The organism is Pseudomonas sp. BN505 (assembly GCF_029873175.1).
Lineage (GTDB): Bacteria > Pseudomonadota > Gammaproteobacteria > Pseudomonadales > Pseudomonadaceae > Aquipseudomonas > Aquipseudomonas putida.
The window spans coordinates 112467-136149 of record NZ_SSOI01000030.1 but is presented as its reverse complement, the minus strand read 5'-3'; the positions used below and the strand labels follow the sequence as shown (position 1 = coordinate 136149).

Sequence of the window (23683 nt, the reverse complement as noted above, 5' to 3'; positions counted from 1 at the left end):
GGGCCTCCATGCTACCGCGGAGGCAGAGATGCAGAACACGAGCAGTCAACCATCGGCTGCGGTCGATACCCTTGCCATGGCACAAGCATGCCAGGACCACTACATTGCACGGCGGCTGCCGGCCTGGATGAAGCGGCTGAGCATGGCCGAATTCACCCTGTTGAGCGAGGCATTGCCTGAACTGCTGGCCTGTCGCGCAGGCTTGTCCTCAGCGCTTGCGCGGCTACGCAACCTGAGTGCATTCACCCAGCCCTTGCTGCAGCAAGCGCTGGGCACCCACGGCAGCCTTGATGTAGATCGCTTGTACTTTCGCCAGTGGTACACCTTCACTTCGCCGACGATCAATTATGTAACGAGTCGGCTTCCGCTTGTCGCCAACGACTACTACGACATCCCTCTGCTCGAGGCCGCCTTGGGCAATTTCACCGCGCAACAGCAGCGCGACCAGCCGCCTGGTAATTGTCTGGTCGATGCGCATGGCGAAAAGCGTGCTGAACTATCTGCAACGGCCTTCGCCAGGCTTTGTCGCACGCTGGACCTCGGGCAGAAATACCAGGCGCACCTGGATGACGTACTGCAGCCCGAGGTCAAGGGATTGCTGACCCGACGGCAACGCTACAGCATGCTGGTGGATGCCTTGCAAGCCAGGGCGCAAGGCGTATTGAGCGCAGCCGAACTGCAGTGGGTGGTCGCGCTCTGCCTTGAGGACACCCTCAACAAACTTGAAGGTGCACCGGTTCGCGTGCGGCAGTTGGCGTTGTTCGGTTGCCGCCTGCAGCAGATCGTCGTGCTGGACGTGATCGACGATGGCGTGTTGTTCGACACCAGCAAGCGCGTGCTGGTCTATGTGCCGGGTGACCCGCATGGCCCCTGGAGCGTGCGCAGCGACCTGGATGAGTACGCCCGCCGGGTGCTTGGCAAACGCCTGCGCGAAGATGACTACCGGCGTTTCTTCAACCGCTTCGTGCGCCGACGCGACAGCCAGCGATTTTTTTCGGCCGTCAGTGAGCGGCTGGATGACGTGGCCGGCTGGGCGACCAGAGACCTCGATGAGCAGACCTTCGCGTATCGCCTGCCCCTGTTCGAACACCTTGCGAACGACTGGGTCGCGTGGATCAAGGACGATGCTGCCGTCATCGCCCCGCCTGTGGCCTTGCTTGATCGCGAGGTCCAGGCCGAACATGCCCGCCGTTTGCGTGCTGAAGGCTGGACGCTGTTGGGTGTTGCAGGGCTTTTCGTTCCGGCCATCGGCGCGGTGTTGTTGGGGGTGATGGCCTGGGAACTGCTACAGCAGACGTTCCAGGCGATAGGGGACTGGCAGGACAACGAACGCAACGCGGCACTTGCGCACCTGCTGAATGTTGGCAAAGGGCTGCTGGCTGTGGGGGCAACCGTTGCCGTCGTCGCCACCGCCCGACGCGCCTGGAGCGTGGTCGACAGCCTGGTACCGGCGCAGCTGGAAAGCGGGGAAGAAAAACTGTGGAACGCAGACCTCAGCCCCTATCGCGGCGAAAGCCCGCCAGCTACGGCAGTGCTGGACATGCAGGGTACGCACCGCCTGGGCGAGCGCCGCTGGATCAGCATGGACGGGCACTGGTATGAGGTGACCTGGCACGACGCCGATGAGCAGTGGCAACTGCTCCCCTATCAGGGTTATGCGCCGCCGCTGCGCCACAATGGCGCCGGTGCGTGGCGGCTGTGGTGCGAGCAGCCCGCCGAGTGGGACGACACCCGCCAGTTGTTCCGCCGCCTGGGCGGGCCATTCAGCGACCTTGACGATGCGCAGATCGACCGGTCGCTGGCGATTCATGGCCTCGATGATCAGCACCTGCGGGCATGGCATGTGTATGGACGACCAGCGGAGGCAGCACTGGTCGACACCGTCGCACGCGTGCGGCTCGCCGGCAGGATTGGTACGTTGATCAACCAGTTGCGCGAGGGAGGGGTTACCGCAGACCCGTTGCTGATGGCGCGGGTCATGCGCCTTCCACAGGCGGCCGGAAAGCATGGGCCAGCGTTGGCCGATGTGGCTTGGGCTGGCCGACGGGAACTGCTGCAGACGGTGTACGACGAGCAGAACCCCGACACGGAAACCGGCCGCCTGTTACGGCAGGATTTCACCAGCCTGCACCGCTTGGCCGCGGATGAGGTGCTGCGCGATGCCAGCGAGGATGACGTGCAGCTGTTGCGTGAAACCGGGCGTGTGCCGTTGCTGATGGGCGAGGCTGCAAGGTTGAAGGTAGCGCGAATTCGAATGGCGCGGGTGTATGAGTCGCTCTGCATCGACACGCCGCAAAACCTCGACCTGGCGCGGGTGGTATTGAACCTGCTGGTGCATGTGCCGGGCGCTGGCGGCCCGGGCTGGCGGTTGTTCGATGCAGATGCCAGCGAGCCGTTACTGACGGTCCAGGGATCGGGGCAGACGTTTGACCTGCTTCATCGCCATGGACTGTTCCGCCTGCGCGCCCGAACGCCCAGCGTTGTCGGTGAGACGGGCGAGTTGTTCGAAGCTTTGGCCGGCGCCTATGACGACCCAGCACAAGCGGCCATCGGCCAGGGTCAGCCTTTTGTGCCTGCGCTGCGCCAGGCGTTGACCAACGTTGCTTTCGACCGACGCCAGGCCGTGGTGAGCCTGCTCAGGCTGGAACAGCCCAGCGGCTCGTTTCTTGCGCCGCAGCGGCTTGCGGATGGCCGGATTGGTTACCCCATGGCTGGCGGCAGGCTATGGGGGGCGCTAGGGCGAAACAGGCCTAGGGCATTTCAGGCCCGGTTGCGAGATCTGTACCCGGCCTTTACCGACGAACAGATCGAGCGCTGGTTGGCCTCAGGCGACGCGCAGGCCAGGTTAAATAGGCTGGAGCAGCAATATGGGGTGCTGAAGAGATACTTGACCAAGTGGGCACGCAGCGCCTTGCTATCCTCGGAACTGGTCGCACGGCGTGAATTCAGAAAGGGCCTGATCAACTGCTGGCGCTGCCTTGTGCCCGAACTGCAAGCGCAAGCGGCACTGGACGACGGGCGCTTCATGCTGACCCAGACGATCAGCCGTTTGGGCCACCTGCCAGCCCTGCCCGCGCCGGTGGGCTTTCCCCACGTCTCCATCCTGGCCCTGCGCTCAATGCGTGTGGAGCATGTTCCGGATGAGTTTCTGCAGGCATTTCCCAACTTGCGCAACCTCGAAATCACCAATTGCCGACTCAGGCGTTTGCCATTGCCGCTGGGGCTTGTCCAGAAGCTGGAGGTGCTGGACTTGTCTGGTAACCAGATCGCGCTCGACCAAGGTCAGGCATTGGTCCTGGCAGATTGCCGGTCCCTGGTGTACCTGAACCTGTCGGACAACCCGCTGCGCAGGGCATTTTCTGTCCTCGCCATGACCGAGCTGAATGCTCTTTTCCTGGCCAACACACAGATACCCGAGTTTCCCTACGGGCTGATGGACTCGCCAGAACTGCATACCGTGAATCTCAGCGACAACCGTATTGCGGAACTGCCAGAGGGTTTTCATCGATCGCAGCTGTGGCGCTCGGGCAGGGTCGAGCTTTCCGGCAACCTGCTGGAGGACGGTCAGGATGGGTTATCAACCTGGCATTTGCTTGAGGCCAATCGCGTGCCTTACCGGTTGCGCATTCTGGATGCGTTGCCTGGCGAACGTCGGGATGAAATGGCTGCACTGTGGGCCCATCTGGAGGCCGAGGAGCAATCGGAAGAGTTCTTCAATACCCTGTCGATGCTGACAGAGTCGGGCGCCTTCAGTTTCTCATCGACCGCATCCGCGCTGGCGGCCCGGGTGTTCGACATGCTCCAGGCGATGTCGGAGCATGATGCCCTCAGGCGGGAGCTGTTCGAGCACGCTGCGGCGACCGGTTGCCAGGATAACGCCACCGCGCGTTTTGCCGACCTGGAACTGCGAGTGATGATATGGCGCACCAGGCACAGCGGATCTGCGAGGCCTGAACGGGCCTTGCTGAAGCTCGGTGCGCGGATGTGGCGGTTGGCGGTGGTTGAGCAAATTGCCGCTGAACATGCTCAGCGGGTGGGGGCGGGGGCTGAATCGATCGAATTCGCCTTGGCCTATCGAATTGGCTTGCGCACGTCGCTGGATTTGCCTGGCCAACCCGATGAAATGCTTTATGCAGGTATCCCTGCCTTGGGTAAGCAGGACCTTCTCCTGGCCCGTGAAAGTGTCCTGGCGCGACAGACCCGAGAGGGCATTGCTGATTACCTGTCACGCCAGCGGTTCTGGCAGGATTACCTGCGCAAGGCCTCTGCGGTTCGCTTGCAAGTGCCCCCATCCATGCACGCAGAGCTGGAGCGGCTGATGGCGCTGGGGAACCGGGACGAGGAAATCGCACGGCTGCAGATCCGCAATCAGCAACGCGAGCATGCGGTGTTGCTGCAGTTGACGCTCGAGGCGCTGGACCGGAATACGGTGCAGCGTGTGCTCAGCTAGCGGGTGGCCGGTTGTCTGGCCGCAGGCATTAGTTATATAGCTCCTGGCGCGGGGCAGGCGACTTAGTCTGGCTTCTTTTCATGAAGAGGCCCCCAGCCATGGACACCACTGTGCCGTCAGATGCGCAGGCCGCCATCGATGCTTTCCAGGACGGCATCATCGGCAGGCGCCTGCCGCCCTGGTTGCGTCATGCACCGGCTGAGCAACTGCCTGAGATCGGCAAGGCATTGGCAAACAGCCTTCGCTGCTGTGAGCACGTGAAGGCGGTGCTGCGAGGTATCGAGGGCCTCGACAGTTTCGTCGCATCAGCCTTGGGGAAGGCCCTCGACGAGCGTTACGGACTTGGCCGCAACCCGTACTTGCTCAGGTTTCTGGAGGGCCGCCGGGAGCCTGTGATCAACAGTCAGCCGGTAGGCACGCACCTGACTGACGTGGTGTATGAAGAAAAGCCGCTGCTCGAAGTGGCATTGCGCAACTTCACGGCCGCGCAGGCGCAGGAAGGTGGTCAGCCGCGCGGTAACCGCCTGCTGCTTCCACGCCATGGCACGGTCAAACCCCCTACGAGCATCGAATTTGCCGGACTGTGTCGTGAGCTGGACCTGGGTGAGCGCTATCAACGTCATCTGGATGCCGTCCTCTCGCCCACTGGCAGTTCCGAGCGCCTGGTATCACAGCTTGTAGATGCCACGCGCTACACCATGCTTGTGGACGCCTACAAAGCCAGGCAGGAGGGAACGCTGGATGCCAGCGAACTCAATGTGATGGTGGCTGTGTGCGAGAAGGGCGAGCTGCCGCGCCTGGCGGGCGACCTTGTGCAGGCCAGGCGACTGAAATTGCTGGGTTGCCGGATTGAGCAGGTGACAGTGTTCGCAGTGGTCGAGCAGGGCGTCCTGTTCAACACGACGCGTCGGGTGTTGCTTTACGTGCCTGGAGACCCTTTTTCGCCCTGGCGCGCGTTCGAGAGCATCGACAAACTGAACCGCGAACTGGGCCGTCGCTTGCGAGACAAGGCTTACCAGCGTTTTTTCAGCCGCTTCGTGCTGCGGCGCGATAGCCAGGCTTTTTTCGCCCAGGTCGCGGAGCGCTTCGATGACCTGCCGGGCTGGGCTTTTCGCGATCTCGAACCGCACTTGCAGGCTTACCCGCAGCCATTGTTCATCAGCCTGGCACAGGCACGTATCCACCAGATCAAGGAAGATGCGGCGATGATCGCGGTCCCTGTGGCCAGACTGGATCGTGAGGTTCAGCGCCAGCATGACCTGCGCCTTGAAGCCGAAGGGTGGGCGCTGCTCAACCTGGCCAGTTTCTTCCTGCCTGGGCTTGGCCTGGCGCTGCTGGCCGTGACGGCCTGCGAATTACTGGGTGAGGTCTACCATGGCGCCGAGGCCTGGCAGGAAGGCGATAGCCAGGAGGCGCTCGACCATTTGACCCACGTGGCGACAGACCTTGCCGTGCTGGCGACCACGGTAGCCGGGGTTGGTGTCGCTCGACGGGTTTGGGCACGCTCTGCGCAGGTCGATGCCATGGTGCCGGCTCGGCTGGAGGACGGCACCGAGAAACTCTGGCAACACGACTTGACCCCGTTTCAAAGCCAGGCCCCCGTTGCGGCCTCGAGCCGGGATGCCTTGGGTATTCGGCGCCAGGACGGGCAGGCCTGGGTCGAAATGGACGGGCATCACTATCGCGTGGCAGAGGCGGGTGATGATCAATGGCAGTTGTATCCGGTCGACGGCCACGGGCCGTTGCTGCGCCACAATGGCGCAGGTGCCTGGCGGTTGTGGAGCGAGCAACCGGCCCGGTGGACCGACAAATACCGCATGTTCCGGCGTTTGGGTGAACCCTTCAATGGGCTGAATGACGAACAGATCGATCAGGTTCTGCTGTTCCATGGCCTTGATGGCGATGACGTGCGTGGCCTGCATGTACACGCCCAGGCACCGAGCCCCGGGATGATCGACAGTGTGGAGCGGGTCAGGCTTGATCAACGCATCCGCAGCATGATTGGCCGCCTGCGCAACGGCGAGCCGGTAGAAGATGCAACAGTGCTCGATCACGCTCGGCACTTGCCAGGCGCGAGTGGCCTGACAGATCAGGCACTGGCCGCGCTGGCATGGACGCAGCGCCGAACACTGCTGCAGCACCTTTTCGAAGCCTTGCAGCCCAGCGACACCCCTGGCAGCGCGGCGCTGCGCCGGGTCTTCCCGGGGCTGAGCGCGCGCACTGCGCAAGCATTGGTACAGGCCGCCAGCAGCGTGGATCGCATGCGGCTGCAGTCCAGCGCAAGGGTTGCACTGGGGTTGGCCGAGGCGGCAAGGGGCAGTGTGCTGGCTACCCGCCAGGCTCGGGTATTTGAGGCGTTGTACCTTGATACGCCGCAGCATGCAGACCTGGCACGGGTGGCGCTGGGCTTGCTGCGGCATGTACCCGGTGGTGAACAAGGTGTGTGCTGGCGTCTGTACGAAGGTTCCCTGGGCGGGCCGATGCTGGCGAAGACCGAACAAGGGCAGCGGGCGTTCGATCTGGTCCACCTGAACGGTACGTTTCAACTGCATGGCAGCCAGGGCACGGCGCTGGGTGAGGCAGGTGAGTTGTTCGAAGTCATCGCGCCAGCCTATACCGAAGCGCAGAGGGAGGCGATGGGGATCGGCGATCCCTTTGCGCACAACCTCAGGGTGATAGTGGCGCGCGAAGCGGCACGCCATCGTGATGAGATCAGTCGTTTGCTTGGCGCGGTACGCCCCGGTGCTGTCCGAGGGCCCATGCGCTTGGCCGATGGACGTATTGGCTACCCACTGGGGGGCGGCGGAGTAGGTGGTTTTGCATCAAGGGGGCGTGCCCTGAGGGCGACGCTGCGCGATCTCTTTCCGTGGTTGAGTGATGAGCAGGTCGAGACCTTCGCCGATGACGCCAGGCGTTCCGGGCATCAGATTGAACAAGTACTGGCTGACCTTCGCAATGAGTTCGCGGTGCTCCGCATCACACTGAATACCTGGGTGGCACGAGGGCAGGGCGATGTCAGGGAAGATCGAGAGGCTTTACGCCAGACGTTGTTCAATTGCTGGCGGCGGTCGGTGGGCGTGGGGGAACTGCAAATCAATGCACAGGAAAACCTCCACGTCATGTTCTGCAATTTCAGATCGAGTGGCTTGCCTAACATACCCGCACAGGTCAGTTTCAGAGGTGTGACCAGCCTGTCGCTGCTGCACCTTGACCTTCTGGAGGTGCCCAGCAGCTTATTGCTGGCTTTCCCTAACCTGCAAACCCTCGATCTGGGAGGGAACCTGTTGACGCGCCTTCCGCAGCCGTTGCTACAGATAGCGCAGCTGCGGCATCTGAGCCTGACCAACAACCGTATCGTCCTGAACACTGCACAAACCGCCACATTGGCCAGTTGCACGGGCCTGCAGTCTCTCGACCTTTCCCATAACCCCCTGGGGAGCCGGTTCACGTTGGCGGGTTTGGCTGAATTGCGTTGGCTGAGCTTGCGCGACACACAGATCTCGCAGTTTCCACTGGGCGTGTTCGACAACGATCAGTTGGTATCCGTTGACTTGCGGGATAACCGGATCAGGCACATTCCAGAGGGTTTCTACCAGTTGCCCCTGTGGCATCGGCGGCGGTTTCGCTTGAATGCGAACCCTTTGGGCGAGGCCCAGACGTTACGCTTGCAGGCTTCGTTGAGTAGCGACGATCCTGCCCACGACGAGGAGCAAGTGCTTCTGCGCCTGCAGCACGCGCGTGAAGTCTGGGGGGATGCCGTGGCCCCGGAGCATCGCGGCTTGATGCTTGCTGCCTGGGACTCGCTGGATGTAGGGCAGGAGGACGCCGAGCGTTTTTTCCGTGTGCTTCGCCAGTTGTTGCTGTCCGAAGACTTTCGTGTCAATCCGCGTGCACTGGGCAATCGGGTAATGGGGATATTACAAGCGATGGCCATTACGCCGGAGCTGCGGCAGAACTTGCTGTCCGTGGCCAATGACGAGTGGGGGTGCCAGGATGGTGCAACCTGGTGCTTGAGCAACCTTGAACTGAAGTTGCTGGTTTGGCAGGTTGAGCACACGGCCAAGGGAGGAAGCGAACGCGCTTTGCTAGACCTGGGCAGACGTTTATGGCGCCAGGATGCAGTCGACATGTTCGCTACCCGATGGGCGTTACAGCATGGCAGGACGCTGGAAGGAAGCGAGGTGGGGTTGGCTTTCAGGATCGGGCTGAGGGAGCGTCTCGACCTGCCATTGCAGGTGGGCGAAATGAGCTTTCTTGCGATCTCGGGCGTCCTGGATGCGGACCTTGCAGAAGCAGAGGCTGCGGTGCGGGATGCAGAAACGCCGGAAGAGATTGCCCGCTCCATGGTTGACCGTGAATTCTGGCAGGCGCACCTGGAGCGTTTCCATCCTGAGCGATTCGCTGCGGTCGACCTGCCGTTCAGAAGGCAGCTTGAAACCGTGCTTGACGACGAAGCGCTGACCGAAGGGGCCATGATCGACCAGGCGGATGCCATTCGTGATGCTCAGCGCGCTGCACGCAGAGGGCTGATGCTGGATATGACGATTTACGCGATGGAAGTCGGCCCCAAGGGGCCAGCGATCGATGTGCGTTGACCTGCGTTCAGATCAAGGGCTGCCTGGCCCTGCCAAAGCGGCTTTGGGCTATGCTCAATCGTGCTGACAGTGGTTTGTAGCAGCGCCGTAGTCTTGGCTTCAGGTGGCTCGGAAATCGACAGTTACTTTTGCACACCCCGTTCTGGAATGAAGTGGTTTAGGCTCCCTGTCGGATTTTTCTCCGTGATCTGTAGTCATTGGTATATCGAGACAATAAGGAGATACGCATGCTTGTCCGGTCACTGACCCTCGCAACCTTGCTTGCTGTTGCCGGCCCCCTGTTTGCCGCAGACAGTGATGCGCCTCTAGCCAAGGAACTGGGCAAGGCCAGACCATTGGTGGTTATCGCTCCCAGCAGTGCCGACCCAACGTTGCGAGGGCTGAACAAGGCGCTCGAGGACCCGGCCACCCAGGCTGCGTTCAAGGAGCGCAACCTTGTCCTGTACAGCGTCGCCAACATGATGGGCAAGCGAGAGGACAAGAACCTCGAGCAGCAGACCACAATGGCCCTCATTCGGGAACTGAAGCTGGGTGCGAGCAAGGGAACCAAGGTGATTCTGGTGGGCAAGGACGGTGAGCGGCACATGCTCAAGGACGACGACACCGGCGAGGCCATCGACCCACAGGTGATCCTCAAAGCGGTCGATGAACTGCCTGCCAGCGAAAAGGCGGTGGCGGCGCCCGAGCCCGTAGCCGCGGCCCCGCAAGCCAAGGACAAGGACAGCAAGCCGGCCAAGCCTGCCAAGCCCGCCAAGCCAGCGGCACCGCCCAAACCGCTGGAAGACTGATCACGCCTCAGGGCCCCAAGGCACCTTGGGGCCCGTCGCCGGGTGGTGTGTATCGCACTGTATCTGCCTGTACTGCAGACCTACTGCCATACAAAAGTGCGCCTGCCACGATACATCCACGACAAACCGCAACGGCCTAATGGCTCCACTTTCCAACCCCAGTGGAGCTGCATCATGACTCAAGCAAAAAACACCCTCGGCCTGCTCGGCGCCGCCCTGATCGGCAGCATGGCATTGAGCAACAGTACGTTCGCCGTCGAGCCGCTGGCTCAAGGTTACCAACTGGCCTCTGCCAAAGTGGCCGGCGAGGGCAAGTGTGGTGAAGGCAAGTGCGGGGGGAGCGGCAAGGCTTCCCAAAGCGAAGGCAAGTGCGGTGAGGGTAAATGCGGCGCCGGCGCCAAGGCCGGGGCTGAGGGCAAGTGTGGTGAAGGCAAGTGCGGTGACGCCTCGTTCGCCAAAACCGACAGCAATCACGATGGCAAGGTCTCGCGCGATGAGTTTCTGGCGGTGGCCAAGGACCGTGCCCGTGAGTTCGACACGATCGACCGCAACCATGACGGCTTCATCTCCGAGCAGGAAGCAGCGGATCACCTCAAGGCGATTTATCAGGCCAATGGCAAAGCCATGCCTGATGGGTTGTTCAGCCACCTGACCGGCAAGCCCTGACTTTCTACCCCATGAGACGCCACAACGCTCCTCCTGCTGGCCAGGTGGGGCGTTGTGCTGGTTGGAGAGCTTTTATGTTTCCTGCGATGTTGAACATCGGGTTAGGCTTGCGTCGTGGCCTGTTGCCGGAACTGCTGGCCATGGAGGCGGGTGCGGTGGACTTTCTCGAGTGTGCGCCGGAAAACTGGATTGCCGTGGGCGGTGCCTATGGCAAGGGCTTGGCCCAGTTGGCGGAGCGCTTTGCTGTCACCTGTCATGGGTTGTCTTTATCGCTGGGTGGCAGTGCGCCGCTGGACCGCCATTTCCTTGAGCAGACCCGGCAGTTTCTCGATCGGTACCAGGTGCGGCTGTACAGCGAGCACCTGAGCTACTGCAGTGATGACGGGCACCTGTACGACCTGATGCCCATCCCGTTCACCGATGAAGCCGTACACCATGTGGCCGCGCGCATACGTCAGGCTCAGGAGCAGCTGGAGCGGCGCATTGCCGTGGAGAACATCAGCTACTACGCCGCGCCGTATCAGGCGATGAGCGAACTCGACTTCATCCGGGCGGTGCTCGAAGAAGCGGATTGTGACCTGCTGCTGGACGTCAACAATGTTTATGTCAACGCCTGCAACCATGGCTACGACGCCCAGCAATTCCTTGCAGGCTTGCCCCCGGCGCGAGTGACCGGGATGCACGTTGCCGGGCATTACGATGAAGCGCCGGACATCAAGGTGGATACCCACGGGGCAGCCGTGAAGGAGGATGTCTGGGCCCTGTACGCCAGCGCTTGCGTGCGCTTTGGTGTAAAGCCGACGGTGCTTGAACGTGATTTCAACTACCCGCCCTTGGCCGAACTGTTGGCCGAGACGGCGCGTATGCGTGCTGTGCAATGCGCTGCCGGAGGGCAAGAAGATGAATGAGACCCTGCGTGCGCAGCAGTATGCCTTGGCCCGTCACCTGCGCGACCCACAACGCCATGCCCCGCCGCCCGGCGTCGAAGCCCGGCGCCTGAAGGTTTACCGTGAATTGTTCTATGGTGCCATCGAAGGGTTGCTGGCTGGCAGCTTCCCGGTCATGCGCCAGGTGTTGGGCGAGCAGCGCTGGCACGCCCGAGTACGTGATTTCTACGCCAGTTACCGTTGCCAGACACCGTTGTTTACCGAAATTGCCGAGACGTTCGTCGACTACTTGCAACGTGTAGCGCTGGACGCCCCTTGGCAGCTGGAGCTGGCGCACTATGAGTGGGTCGAGGCGCAACTGTACCTGAGCGATGCCGAGGACCCGGCGCATGACCCGGGTGGTGACCTGCTGGCGGGAGAGCCGTTGTTGTCTTGTGTGGCGCGGGTGCTGGCCTATCGTTGGCCGGTGGAAAGCATTGGCGTGGACTACCAGCCAACGGCTGCCCCTGCATCGCCGAGCTTGCTGCTGGTTTATCGCGATGCCCGGTTGCAGGTGCGTTTTGCCCGGCTGGCACCCATGGCGTATCGGTTGCTGATGGAGCAGGGGACTGGAAGAGAGCGGCTGCAGGCATTGGGCGGGAATGTGCAGCAAGGGTTGGTATTGTTGGAGGCATTGCGCGAGCAGGGCGTCATTGTCGGAACAATTTGAAGGCATTGGGGGCTGCGCAGCAGCCCCCGACCCTCATCTGCCGAACCGCATGCCAAGCCAATGATCGAGGCTAAGGCGCCCGGCGCCCTTGAGCAGCAGGGGTAGCAACGCCACCAGGTAGATCAATGGCAACTTGTAATTGCCGAAGCCCTGGTCGGTAATGGCATAGCCTTGGGCCAGCTCCGCCAGGCCTGACCAGTGCGCCGGCCAGTGCACTGCCGCTATCGCTACAACGGTTACCACCATCAAACCCAACGATGCCAGCCGGGTACCCAGGCCCAACAGCAGCAGCAACGGCAGCACCAACTCGGCCCACATCGACAGCTGCCAGTTCAACTCCGCGGGCAGTAGGTTGAAGGGGAACGGGAAGCTGGACTGCAGGTCGGCGAACCAGTTGCTGCCGTTGAATTTTTCCAGGCCGGATTCGAAAAACTCCCAGGCCAGAAATACCCGTAATGGCACGTCGGCACTCCAGCTACCGAGGCGATCAACGGTGGTCAGGCCGGCGAGGGCGGCGGACTGCTTCCAGTCGGAGGGCAAGGTGAAGGCTTTCATCAGGGACTCCCGGGGTGTGGTTGTGTGACCGGGAGTGTGTCGAGGCGGGGTATCTGCAGTGTGTCAGGGGGATGCAGTTGTGTATCTGTTTGTAGAGGCGACCTCGCGTTTTACAGGAACGGCCCGATCCAGATCCAAGGCCGTTCCTGCCAACGATCGCAGATGCACTTCAGGAGAGTTCGATCTGCGCGCACAATCCGCCCTGTTCGCGGTTGCTCAGGGTCAGCCGCCCCCCCATGGCCTGGATCAACTGGTGGGCAATGGCCAGTCCCAGGCCGGTGCCACCCGTGCTGCGATTGCGTGAACCTTCAACACGGTAAAACGGCTTGAGCACTTCATCCAGCTCGTCACCGGGTATCCCCGGCCCGTTGTCGAGCACGCGGATTATGGTGGTACTGCCCTCGCGTGATACTTGCAGCTCGGCAGCACCTGCAAACTTCAGGGCGTTGTCGACCAGGTTCACCAGTACCCGGCGCAGCGCATGCGGGCGGGTCTCCAGCAGGGCACCGCTGCTGCCGTGGCGTTCAACCTGGGCGCCGCTGTCCTGGTAGTCGAATACCAGGCTGTCGAGAAAGGCATCAAGGTTGACCCGGCAGGTCGCTTCGGTGCTGCTGTCCATGCTGCGGGCGTAAGCCACGCCTTCGCGCACCAGGTGTTCCATTTCATCCAGGTCGCTTCCGAACTTGTCCTTTTCGACCCCTTCATCCATCACTTCGACCCGCAACTTCATGCGAGTGATGGGGGTTTGCAGGTCGTGGGAAATGGCTGCCAGCAACTGCATGCGTTCCTTGAGGTGGGCAGCAATGCGCGCCTGCAGGGCGTTGAAGGCCACGGCAGCGTAACGCACCTCGCGTGGCCCGCTTTCATCCAGTTGCACGCCGGGGTGGTCCGGGTCGAGGTTGTCCACTGCCTGGGCCAGTCGGGTGAGCGGGCCGATGGCCAGGTGTACCGCCAGCCAGGTACACAGCATCAGCACAGCCAGCTGAATCAGCAGCACCACGGGCAACCAACGGGCTACCGGCACCGGTGCGGGTGTCACGTCGATGGTCAGGGGCGCGCCGTCGGCCAGGTTCAGGTGCGCCTGGAAGCGCGCATTGGGCCCCGGAATTTCCTGGAAGGTCAGGCGGTAGTCGCTGCCAATGGCTTTGACGATCGACGCGGCGGCCATCGGTGGGTCACTGCTGGCCATCGCTTCGCCTGCCAGGCCCTGGTCAAGGCGATAGCGGTAGGTGCGCCGTTCCAGGCGTGGCAGCCAGGCGGCACGCTCGGCTGCAGGCAGGCGATCAAGGATGGCAACCGAAGTCGCCACGTCCTGTTCGAGGTTGCTGAGCATCATCGAGCGGCTGCTGATATAGCGCTCGTAGGCCTGCAGGCCGAACGACAGACCATAAGCCAACACCAGGCCGGTGAAAAAGATCATCGCCAGACGCGAGGCCAGGGTGCGCGGCCATTTCATGAGGGGGACTCGAGCAATTGCACCGGCAGCGAAAACACGTAGCCCTCGCTGCGCACGGTCTTGATGCAGCTGGGCTCGCGGGCGTCGTCGCCCAGGCGCTGGCGCAGGCGGCTGACCAGCAGGTCGATGGAGCGGTCAAAGAGGTCGGCCTCGCGGCCTTGTGTCAGGTTGAGCAACTGTTCGCGGCTGAGCACCCGCTGCGGGTGGTCAAGAAACACCCGCAACAGGCGGTACTCGGCGCCGCTCAGGGCTACCAGGGTGCCGTCGTTGTCGAGCAGGTGGCGTGCGGTGGTGTCCAGCCGCCATTGGCCGAAGCGCAGCAGGCGGCTGCTTTCGCTGATGGTGAGGTTGGGTGGCAGCATGCGCGTGCGGCGCAGCACGGCATTGATACGGGCCAGCAGTTCGCGGGCAGAGAACGGCTTGGTCAGGTAATCGTCGGCGCCCATTTCCAGGCCGATGATGCGGTCGGTTTCATCGTTGCGGGCCGTCAGCATCAACACGGGGGTGTTACGGTGCTTGCCGGCGCGCAATTCACGGCACAGCAGCAGGCCGTCGTCGCCAGGCATCATGATGTCGAGCACGATCAGGTCGACGCTGTTGGCTTCGAGAAAGGCGCGCATCTGCCGGCCGTCGGCGACGATGCTGGTGCGCAGGCCGTTCTTCTTGAGGTAGTTGCCGACCAGTTCGCGGATTTCGCGGTCGTCGTCGACGATCAGGATGTGATCGACGTGTTCCATGCGCAGCGTTCCTGTTCGAGTGGGGTTGGCGCAGTGTACCCGGCGCGTTTGCGCTTGCCTGCGGGGTTTGTATTGCAGTGTATCTGGCAGGGACATATGACCCCGCATGCGGTGGTTTGGGTGGCTCGGGCAGCCAGCGAAACGGTGAGCATTGACCGCCGGGCCGATATAAACCGGGTTTTACTCCGGTTTAGCGCCTGAATGCAGCACAGCGCGTACAATGGCGCCTCGGGTAACTGTATTTCAGTGGCTCATTACCGAGTAGCCTGCATGTCCCAGACATACCCCAGCCCAGCCCATAGAGCCCACGACCGCCTCTGCGAGCAGATCGAAGCGTTCCTCCAGCAAGGCGGCCATATCCAGCAAGTAGCACGCGGTGTCAGCGGCTCCCCGGATGGCGTATCCAAACTTCAGTGGCATAAAGCGCGTACCGCCAAGCCGTGATGGCCAAGCATCCGCAAACGCCTGAGCCGATTGTATTCCTTTGTACAAGCTGGGCGCCCTTCGTGGGCGCCTTCTTTGTTTCAACTACCTGCTTGCAAAGGCTTTTGTAGGATTTCACGAGGTTTGGCCGACAGGCGTGCAGCTACAGGAGGACGCACAGCACAGCGTTGAGCGACACAGACGGGATACATGGCAGGCGTCAAATGGCTCTCGACCGGGGAAAAAACGCCCCACAGCCAAGCGTTACACAGGAGAGATGCCATGAACTTGAAGACTTTCGCCAGCGCCAGCCTGTTTGCCATGCTCAGCTTCGGCGCCATTGCGGCCCAGGCTGCCGCCATGCCGACGCAGAATACAGGTGCAATGCAGTACCACTACGGTGAGCATCTGGATGTAAAGAAAGTGCTGTCGGTGCAGGATGACCAGAGCAACGCCTGCGGCCTGGTGAACACCCGCATGGACTACCTCGACTCCCACGGCCGGCCGCAGAGCGTGGAGTACCGCAGCTACGCCACTGGCGGTTGCCATGACAATTGATGGCCGCTTGATGTTGAAGGTGGGGGGCATTGCGTTGGCGCTGAGTGGGCTGGGTTTGGCCGGGCACCTGATGGCCCGTGACAGTTATGGCGCCATGCCGTCGCTGTCGGGGGCCAGCCAGTGGATCAACTCGACCCCGCTGGATGGGCCAGCGCTGAAGGGGAAGGTGGTGCTGGTGGACTTCTGGACCTGGGACTGCATCAACTGCCAGCGCAGCCTGCCGCATGTGAACGACTGGGCGCGGCGTTATGCCGATCAGGGGCTGGTGGTGGTGGGCGTGCATACGCCGGAGTACGACTACGAGCACGATGTGGGCACCCTGCGAAACAAGGTGGCAGGGCTGGGTATCGGTTACCCGGTGGCGGTGGACAACGACCATAAGGTGTGGAATGCCTGGGGCAACCAGTTCTGGCCGGCGCATTACTTTGTCGACCGCAAGGGGCAGGTGCGCCATGTGCACTTTGGCGAGGGGGATTATGGCGGGCAGGAACAAGTGATACAGGCGTTGCTGGATGAGCGCGGGTGATTCGCCTGTACCGGCCTCTTCGAGGTGGCGAACCGCCGCGAAGAAGCCAACACTTTTCTATCAGGTGAAACTGGCAAAGTGCGCCTGCATCCGCGCCGCATCCGCCTGCCGCCCGCTGAACAGCTCGAACGCCTTTACCGCCTGGAACACCGCCATGTTGCTGCCATCCAGCGTGCGGCAACCCAAAGCCCGAGCCGCACGCAGCAGTTCGGTCTCCAGCGGGAAGTAGATGATTTCCGCAACCCATAATCCCGCATGCAGCAGCTCGACCGGCAGCGGTGTGCCTGGCAGCTTGGCCATGCCGACCGGCGTGGTGTTGACCAGCCCGTCCGCCTCGGCCACGGCTGCGGCCAGGTCGGTGCCGAGCACGGCACGGCCAGCGCCGAAATGGCCATTCAGGTTGTCTACCAAGGCCTGCGCGCGGGCCGCATCCACTTCGAACAGCACCAATTGCTCGACCCCTTCACCCAGCAGGGCGTGAGCCACGGCCGAACCGGCGCCACCGGCACCCATCTGTACCACCTGGCGGCGAGCCACGTCGGGCAGGCCGCGGCGCAAGCCTTCGGCAAAGCCCAGGCAGTCGGTGTTATGGCCGACGCGCTTGCCGTCCTTCAGTACCACGGTATTCACTGCGCCGATGCCACGGGCTTCGTCCGACAGTTCGTCGAGCAGTGGCAGGATCGACTGTTTGAATGGGTAAGTGATGTTCAGCCCGGTGAAGCCTGTGTGTTGCGCGGCGTCTAGCAGGCCGGGCAGGGCGCTGTCCTCCAGTTGCAGCTGGTCGGCATCAATCAGCCGGTACAGGTAGCGCAGGGCCTGGGCGTCACCTTCGTGTTCGTGCAGGGCAGGGGTGCGCGACAGCTGGATGCCGCGGCCGATCAGGCCGGCGAGGATGGCGTGCTGGCTCATGCCGTGCGCTCCTGGAACATTTCGGCAAAGTGGCTGAGGGCCATGCGGTAGCCATGGCTGCCCAGACCGCAGATCACGCCGACGGCAATGGACGATACGAATGACAGGTGGCGGAACGGCTCGCGCTTGTGCACGTTGGACAAGTGCACTTCGATGACTGGCACTTCGCTGGCCACCAAGGCGTCGCGGATGGCCACCGAGGTGTGGGTCCAGGCGCCGGGGTTTATCACGATACCGGCGCAACGGCCGCGGGCGGCGTGGATCCAGTCGATCAGTTCGCCTTCGTGGTTGGTTTGGCGGAATTCGATTTCCAGGCCGTTTGCATGGGCAGTATCGGCACAACTCTGGGCCAGGTCAGCAAGGGTTTCGCGGCCGTATTGGGCAGGCTCGCGGGTACCCAGCATGTTCAGGTTGGGGCCGTTGAGCACGAGAATAAGGGGCTTCATGACGAGCATCGCTTTGTTGTTGTTGGATGCATCTAGTTTTGTACCGACTGGTTAGTTTAGTCAATTGGACTAAACCGCTGCATCGGGAAAGTGGGCGATTATCGAACCCTCAACAGGTACATTCCCCCAGTAGGAGCAGCCTTGTGCTGCGAAGAGGCCGGTACTGCCACAGTAGATGTAATGGCATTGCCGGCCTCTTCGCAGCACAGGGCTGCTCCACAAGGAGAAACGCAGCTGGATTACAGAATTGTAATTTTCCCGCCACCGCCCCGATAAGCACGGCTTTCTAAAGTCCCTCGCCTACACGCGTCGACGAGGATTTGTTCGTGCCCATCCCCCGCAAGATCGCCTTGCTCTGCCTGTTGCTGGCCAGTGCCACCAGCGCCCAGGCCAGTCAGAGCCTGAGCCTGCACCAGGCGCTCGCCGCCGCCTTTGCGCAAAACCCGGAGCTGGCCGCAGCCGGCCGGGAAATCGGCATTGCCGACGGCGAGCGGCGCCAGGCCGGGTTGCTCCCCAACCCAGAGCTCTCCTGGGAGGTCGAGGACACCCGCCGCGACACCAGCACCACCACCGTCACCCTCAGCCAGCCGCTGGAGCTGGGCGGCAAGCGTGGCGCACGGATTGCCGTGGCCGGTACCGGCCAGGCCATTGCCCAGCTTGGCCTGGAGCGCCAGCGCAATGGCCTGCGTGCCGATGTGGTGCAGGCGTTTCACGCCGCCTTGCGCGCGCAGACTGCGCTGGAGCTGGCGCAGCAATCACAGGCATTGACCGAGCGCGGGCTGCGCGTGGTACAGGGACGGGTGACCGCTGGCCAGTCCTCGCCCGTGGAGGCCACCCGTGCCCAGGTGCAACTGGCCCAGGCCCAGGCTGAAGTGCGCCGCGCGCAGACCCAGCGCAGTGTGGCCTACCAGGCTCTGGCACGCCTGACCGGTAGCCCGCTGGCAAGCTTCGACCTGTTGCAGGCCGCTAACCTTTCGCCTGGCGTGGCGCCCAGTGCCGACGCCTTGCTCGACCGTGTCGAGCAAACGGTCGAATGGCGTCTGGCTGCTGCCCAGGTCGAGCGCGGCGACGCGTCGCTGGGGTCGGAAAAGGCTCAGCGTATTCCCAACCTCACCGTCAGCCTCGGTAGCCAGTACAGCCGGGAGGACCGCGAGCGGGTGAATGTAGTTGGCCTGTCCATGCCATTGCCACTGTTCGACCGCAACCAGGGCAACGTGCTGGCGGCTGCACGCCGTGCCGACCAGGCGCGTGACTTGCGTAACGCCGTGGAGCTGCGCCTGCGTAGCGAAACCCGCAGCGCCGTCAGCCAGTGGCACACGGCGATGCAGGAGGTGGATGCCTACGACCGCACCATCCTGCCCTCTGCGCAACAGGCCGTGGACACCGCCACCCGAGGTTTTGAAATGGGCAAGTTCGCGTTCCTCGATGTACTCGACGCCCAGCGCACGCTGATCGAGGCCCGCGGGCTGTACCTGGAAGCTTTGGCTGCGGCCACCGACGCGCGGGCGCAGGTCGAGCGGATCTATGGCGACCTCGATGACCTGAGCACCCCCTTGAACAGCAGGAGCAACAATGACTAACCCACGCAAAGTAGCCCTTCTGGTCGCCGCCATCGCCGCGCTCGGCCTGGGCGGGCTGGCCTGGACCGGCAACCTCGGCCAGGCGTCGAATGCGCAGGCCCGGCACGACGACCATGGCGAAGACAGCCACGGCCATGGTTCCGAGAAGGCGGCCGAAGGCCATGCCGAGGAAGGGCACGGCGAAGAAGAGGGCCAGTTGCACCTGTCCATCGCCCAGATCGAGGCCGCCGGCGTGCAGCTGGCTGCCGCCGGCCCTCGTGAGTTGGGCACCGCCTTCAGCTTCCCGGGGGAAATCCGCTTCGACGAAGACCGCACTGCTCACGTGGTGCCGCGTGTACCCGGCGTGGTCGAGGCGGTGCAAGCCGAACTGGGCCAGGCGGTGAAGCGCGGCCAGGTACTGGCGGTGATCGCCAGCCAGCAGATTTCCGACCTGCGCAGCGAGCAACAGGCCGCCCAGCGCCGCCTTGAGCTGGCGCGCCTGACCTTCCAGCGCGAACAGCAGCTGTGGCAGGAACGCATCAGCGCCGAGCAGGATTACCTGCAGGCGCGCCAGGTACTGCAGGAGGCCGAGATTGCCTTGGCCAACGCCCGGCAGAAGGTCGCCGCCGTAGGCCCGGCCGGCGCTGGCAACCGCTATGAGCTGCGCGCACCGTTCGATGCAGTCGTGGTGGAAAAGCACCTGACTGTGGGCGAGGTGGTCGACGAGACCAGTAACGCGTTTACCTTGTCTGACCTGAGCCGGGTCTGGGCCACCTTCGCCGTGGCCCCGCGTGACCTGGACAAGGTGGTGACCGGCCGCAATGTCACGGTCAGCGCACCGGACCTGGGCGCTCAGGTCGAAGGCAAGGTCAATTACGTCGGCAGCCTGCTCGGCGAGCAGAACCGCGCCGCCACGGTCCGCGCCACCCTGGCCAACCCCAACGGCGCCTGGCGCCCCGGGCTGTTCGTCAATATCGCGGTCAGCGTCGAGCGCTTCAATGCCGCCGTTGTGGTGCCGGAGAGCGCCCTGCAAACCTGGGAAGAACAGACTGTTGTGTTTGCCCGCACCGAGGAAGGCTTCGAAGCCCGCCCGGTGAAGGCCGGCCGCCGCGACGCCGGCCATGTGGAAATTACCAGCGGCCTGGCGGCCGGTACCCAGGTGGCCGCCGCCGGCAGCTTTGTCCTCAAGTCGGAACTGGGCAAGGGCTCGGCCGAGCATAGCCATTGATCACGGGGACGCCTGCATGTTCGAACGCCTGATCCAATTTGCCATCGAGCAGCGCCTGGTGGTGATGCTGGCCGTGGTCCTGATGGCCGCGGTGGGTATCCACAGCTACCAGAAACTGCCGATCGACGCTGTACCGGACATCACCAACGTCCAGGTGCAGATCAACACTGCCGCGCCTGGCTACTCGCCGCTGGAGACCGAGCAGCGCATCACCTTCGCCATCGAGACCGCCATGGCCGGCCTGCCAGGGCTGAAGCAGACCCGCTCGCTGTCGCGTTCGGGCCTGTCGCAGGTCACGGTGATTTTCGATGATGGCACCGACCTGTTCTTCGCCCGCCAGTTGGTCAACGAGCGCCTGCAAGTGGCCCGTGAGCAATTGCCCGAAGGCATGGAAGCGGGCATGGGGCCGATCTCCACCGGGCTGGGCGAAATCTTCCTGTGGACCGTGGAGGCCGAACAGGGCGCACTCAAGGAGGATGGCACCCCGTACACCCTGACCGACCTGCGGGTGATCCAGGACTGGATCATCAAGCCGCAGTTGCGCAATGTGCCCGGGGTGGCCGAAGTGAACAGCATCGGTGGCCATGCCAAGCAGTACCTGATTGCACCGGAGCCCAAGCGGCTGGCGGCCTACAAGCTCACCCTCAACGACCTGATCGCGGCCCTGGAGCGTAACAACGGTAACGTTGGCGCCGGTTACATCGAACGCAATGGCGAGCAGTTGCTGATCCGGGCACCGGGCCAGGTGACCTCGGCCGAAGACATCGCCAATATCGTCATTTCCAGTGTTGATGGCACGCCGATTCGCGTCAGCCATGTGGCCGAGGTTGGCCTGGGCGAAGAACTGCGCTCAGGCGCGGCCACCGAAAACGGTCGGGAAGTGGTGCTGGGCACGGTATTCATGCTGGTTGGCGAGAACAGCCGCACAGTGTCCCAGGCCGTTGCCGCCAAACTGGTCGAGATCAACCGCAACCTGCCCAAGGGTGTGGTAGCGGTGACCGTGTATGACCGCACCAACCTGGTGGAAAAAGCCATCGCCACGGTGAAGAAGAACCTGATCGAAGGCGCGATTCTGGTCATCGCCGTGCTGTTCCTGTTCCTGGGCAACATCCGCGCCGCACTGATCACCGCCATGGTCATCCCGCTGTCGATGCTGTTCACCTTCACCGGCATGTTCAGCAACAAGGTCAGCGCCAACCTGATGAGCCTGGGGGCGCTGGACTTTGGCATCATCGTCGACGGCGCCGTGGTTATCGTGGAAAACGCCATCCGCCGCCTGGCCCATGCACAGCAACGCCACGGCCGCATGCTGACCCGCAGCGAGCGCTTCCATGAAGTGTTCGCCGCCGCCCGCGAGGCGCGTCGGCCACTGATCTACGGGCAGTTGATCATCATGGTGGTGTACCTGCCGATCTTTGCCCTGACCGGGGTCGAGGGCAAGATGTTCCACCCCATGGCCTTTACCGTGGTCATGGCCCTGCTCGGCGCCATGATCCTTTCGGTCACGTTCGTGCCGGCGGCCATCGCCCTGTTCGTCACCGGCAAGGTCAAGGAGGAGGAAGGCCTGGTGATGCGCACGGCGCGTCAGCGCTATGCCCCGGTGCTGGCCTGGGTGCTGGGCCGGCGCAAGCTGGCGTTTGCCGCCGCGGCTAGCTTGGTGGTGCTGTCCGGGGTCATGGCCAGCCGCATGGGCAGCGAGTTCATCCCCAGCCTCAGCGAGGGCGACTTTGCCTTGCAGGCCCTGCGCGTACCGGGTACCAGCCTGTCGCAGTCGGTGGACATGCAGCAGCGCCTGGAGCAGGCGATCATCGCCCAGGTGCCGGAAGTGGAGCGGGTGTTCGCCCGTACCGGTACTGCCGAGATCGCCTCCGACCCGATGCCACCGAACATCTCCGACGCCTATGTGATGTTGCGCCCGCGCGAGCAGTGGGTAGACCCCGGCAAGCCGCGTGACGAACTGATCGCCGAGGTACAACGTGCTGCCGCCAGCGTGCCGGGCAGCAACCACGAGCTGTCGCAGCCGATCCAGTTGCGCTTCAACGAGCTGATTTCCGGGGTGCGCAGCGATGTGGCGGTGAAGTTGTTCGGTGATGACATGGATGTGCTCAACCGCACCGCCGCGCAGATCGCCAGCAGCCTGCAGGGGGTAGCGGGTGCGTCCGAGGTGAAGGTCGAGCAGACCAGCGGCCTGCCGGTGCTGACCATCGACATCGACCGCGACAAGGCGGCGCGCCATGGCCTGAACGTGGGCGACGTGCAGGACGCCATCGCCATTGCCGTGGGTGGCCGCACCGCGGGCACGTTGTATGAAGGTGACCGGCGCTTCGACATGGTGGTGCGCTTGCCGGAAACCTTGCGCACGGATGTGGACGGGCTTTCCAGCCTGCTGATTCCGGTACCGGCCAGTGCTGCAGTGGGCGCTGCGCAAATCGGCTTTATCCCGCTGTCGCAGGTGGCCACGTTGAACCTGCAACTGGGGCCTAACCAGGTCAGCCGCGAGGATGGCAAGCGGGTGGTGGTGGTCAGTGCCAACGTACGTGGGCGTGACCTGGGCTCGTTTGTGGCGGATGCCGAGCAGACTCTGATCCAGCAGGTGCAGATTCCGCCGGGTTACTGGACACGCTGGGGTGGCCAGTTCGAACAGCTGCAATCAGCAACCGAGCGCCTGCAGGTGGTGGTGCCGGTGGCCCTGCTGCTGGTCATGGCGCTGTTGCTGATGATGTTCAACAACCTCAGGGATGGCCTGCTGGTGTTCACCGGGATTCCGTTTGCCCTGACTGGCGGGGTGCTGGCGCTGTGGCTGCGGGATATTCCGTTGTCCATTTCAGCGGGCGTGGGGTTCATTGCCTTGTCGGGGGTGGCGGTGCTGAACGGGCTGGTGATGATCGCCTTTATCCGTAGCCTGCGCGAAGAAGGGCGCCCGTTGCGGGTGGCGGTGGAGGAGGGCGCGCTGACGCGCTTGCGGCCGGTGCTGATGACGGCGCTGGTGGCTTCGCTGGGGTTCATTCCCATGGCGTTGGCGACCGGGACCGGGGCTGAGGTGCAGCGGCCGTTGGCGACGGTGGTGATCGGCGGGATCTTGTCTTCTACCGCGTTGACGTTGCTGGTGTTGCCGGCGTTGTATCAGTGGGCGTATCGGCGCGAAGAGGCGCAGGAGGGCTGATATCTTGGGGCCGCTTTGCGGCCCATCG

Annotated in this window: 17 protein-coding genes; 12 read left to right on the top strand and 5 right to left on the bottom strand. The window is 63.1% G+C overall.

Features of this window, described 5'->3' with window-relative positions; genetic code table 11:
• Nucleotides 1-28 precede the first annotated feature (28 nt).
• From E8E78_RS08195 to E8E78_RS08170, 6 genes are all read left to right on the top strand, one after another.
• On the top strand, nucleotides 29-4450 hold the full coding sequence (locus E8E78_RS08195; protein WP_114942470.1) for an NEL-type E3 ubiquitin ligase domain-containing protein: 4422 nt from the start codon (nucleotides 29-31) through the stop codon (nucleotides 4448-4450).
• A 98-nt stretch (nucleotides 4451-4548) separates the two neighbouring features.
• Nucleotides 4549-9045, top strand: a complete 4497-nt coding sequence (locus tag E8E78_RS08190; RefSeq protein ID WP_114942471.1) for an NEL-type E3 ubiquitin ligase domain-containing protein — start codon at nucleotides 4549-4551, stop codon at nucleotides 9043-9045.
• 227 nt (nucleotides 9046-9272) lie between these two features.
• The gene (locus E8E78_RS08185) at nucleotides 9273-9833 is read left to right on the top strand and encodes a DUF4174 domain-containing protein (RefSeq protein ID WP_016500470.1); all 561 of its coding nucleotides are present in this window, start codon (nucleotides 9273-9275) and stop codon (nucleotides 9831-9833) included.
• 174 nt (nucleotides 9834-10007) lie between these two features.
• Nucleotides 10008-10499 carry a hypothetical protein gene (locus E8E78_RS08180; RefSeq protein ID WP_049275272.1) on the top strand — a complete coding sequence of 164 codons (492 nt, stop codon included), beginning with the start codon at nucleotides 10008-10010 and terminating at the stop codon, nucleotides 10497-10499.
• A 74-nt stretch (nucleotides 10500-10573) separates the two neighbouring features.
• A complete protein-coding gene (locus tag E8E78_RS08175; protein ID WP_049275273.1) occupies nucleotides 10574-11407 on the top strand; it encodes a DUF692 domain-containing protein in 834 nt (277 codons plus the stop codon).
• Nucleotides 11400-12095, top strand: coding sequence for a putative DNA-binding domain-containing protein (locus tag E8E78_RS08170; RefSeq protein ID WP_049275274.1), 696 nt, complete (start codon nucleotides 11400-11402; stop codon nucleotides 12093-12095). Before E8E78_RS08175 ends, E8E78_RS08170 begins: the two co-directional genes overlap by 8 nt.
• 33 nt (nucleotides 12096-12128) lie before the next feature.
• Here E8E78_RS08170 and E8E78_RS08165 read toward each other — a convergent pair whose 3' ends face one another.
• The 3 genes from E8E78_RS08165 to E8E78_RS08155 all read right to left on the bottom strand — a co-directional run bounded on the left by E8E78_RS08165 (nucleotide 12129) and on the right by E8E78_RS08155 (nucleotide 14843).
• Nucleotides 12129-12650: a DoxX family protein gene (locus tag E8E78_RS08165; protein WP_049275275.1), complete on the bottom strand. Its 522-nt coding sequence runs from the start codon at nucleotides 12648-12650 to the stop codon at nucleotides 12129-12131.
• A 169-nt stretch (nucleotides 12651-12819) separates the two neighbouring features.
• Nucleotides 12820-14106 (bottom strand): HAMP domain-containing sensor histidine kinase, encoded by a 1287-nt coding sequence (locus tag E8E78_RS08160; RefSeq protein WP_049275276.1) that lies wholly within the window; start codon nucleotides 14104-14106, stop codon nucleotides 12820-12822.
• Complete coding sequence (locus E8E78_RS08155; protein WP_016500464.1) at nucleotides 14103-14843, bottom strand: response regulator; 741 nt, start codon at nucleotides 14841-14843, stop codon at nucleotides 14103-14105. The genes E8E78_RS08160 and E8E78_RS08155 overlap by 4 nt, the downstream gene beginning before the upstream one ends.
• Nucleotides 14844-15089: 246 nt before the next feature.
• On the opposite strand from E8E78_RS08155, the gene E8E78_RS08150 reads away from it, so the two are divergent.
• From E8E78_RS08150 to E8E78_RS08140, 3 genes are all read left to right on the top strand, one after another.
• A complete protein-coding gene (locus E8E78_RS08150; RefSeq protein ID WP_172439585.1) occupies nucleotides 15090-15287 on the top strand; it encodes a hypothetical protein in 198 nt (65 codons plus the stop codon).
• Nucleotides 15288-15548: 261 nt separating this feature from the next.
• Complete coding sequence (locus tag E8E78_RS08145; protein ID WP_016500463.1) at nucleotides 15549-15824, top strand: DUF2790 domain-containing protein; 276 nt, start codon at nucleotides 15549-15551, stop codon at nucleotides 15822-15824.
• A gap of 10 nt (nucleotides 15825-15834) precedes the next feature.
• On the top strand, nucleotides 15835-16350 hold the full coding sequence (locus E8E78_RS08140) for a thioredoxin family protein (RefSeq protein WP_059395137.1): 516 nt from the start codon (nucleotides 15835-15837) through the stop codon (nucleotides 16348-16350).
• 60 nt (nucleotides 16351-16410) lie between these two features.
• Here the strand turns inward: E8E78_RS08140 and E8E78_RS08135 are convergent, their stop codons facing one another.
• Nucleotides 16411-17259, bottom strand: coding sequence for a shikimate dehydrogenase (locus E8E78_RS08135; protein ID WP_041167787.1), 849 nt, complete (start codon nucleotides 17257-17259; stop codon nucleotides 16411-16413).
• Nucleotides 17256-17705: a type II 3-dehydroquinate dehydratase gene (aroQ, locus tag E8E78_RS08130; protein WP_049275278.1), complete on the bottom strand. Its 450-nt coding sequence runs from the start codon at nucleotides 17703-17705 to the stop codon at nucleotides 17256-17258. Before aroQ ends, E8E78_RS08135 begins: the two co-directional genes overlap by 4 nt.
• 326 nt (nucleotides 17706-18031) lie before the next feature.
• Here aroQ and E8E78_RS08125 point away from each other — a divergent pair, with 326 nt between their 5' ends.
• The 3 genes from E8E78_RS08125 to E8E78_RS08115 are packed head-to-tail and all read left to right on the top strand — an operon-like array spanning nucleotide 18032 to nucleotide 23655.
• A complete protein-coding gene (locus E8E78_RS08125; protein WP_049275279.1) occupies nucleotides 18032-19285 on the top strand; it encodes a TolC family protein in 1254 nt (417 codons plus the stop codon).
• On the top strand, nucleotides 19278-20492 hold the full coding sequence (locus tag E8E78_RS08120) for an efflux RND transporter periplasmic adaptor subunit (RefSeq protein WP_049275280.1): 1215 nt from the start codon (nucleotides 19278-19280) through the stop codon (nucleotides 20490-20492). Before E8E78_RS08125 ends, E8E78_RS08120 begins: the two co-directional genes overlap by 8 nt.
• A gap of 16 nt (nucleotides 20493-20508) precedes the next feature.
• Nucleotides 20509-23655: a CusA/CzcA family heavy metal efflux RND transporter gene (locus tag E8E78_RS08115; protein WP_049275281.1), complete on the top strand. Its 3147-nt coding sequence runs from the start codon at nucleotides 20509-20511 to the stop codon at nucleotides 23653-23655.
• Nucleotides 23656-23683: the final 28 nt, after the last annotated feature.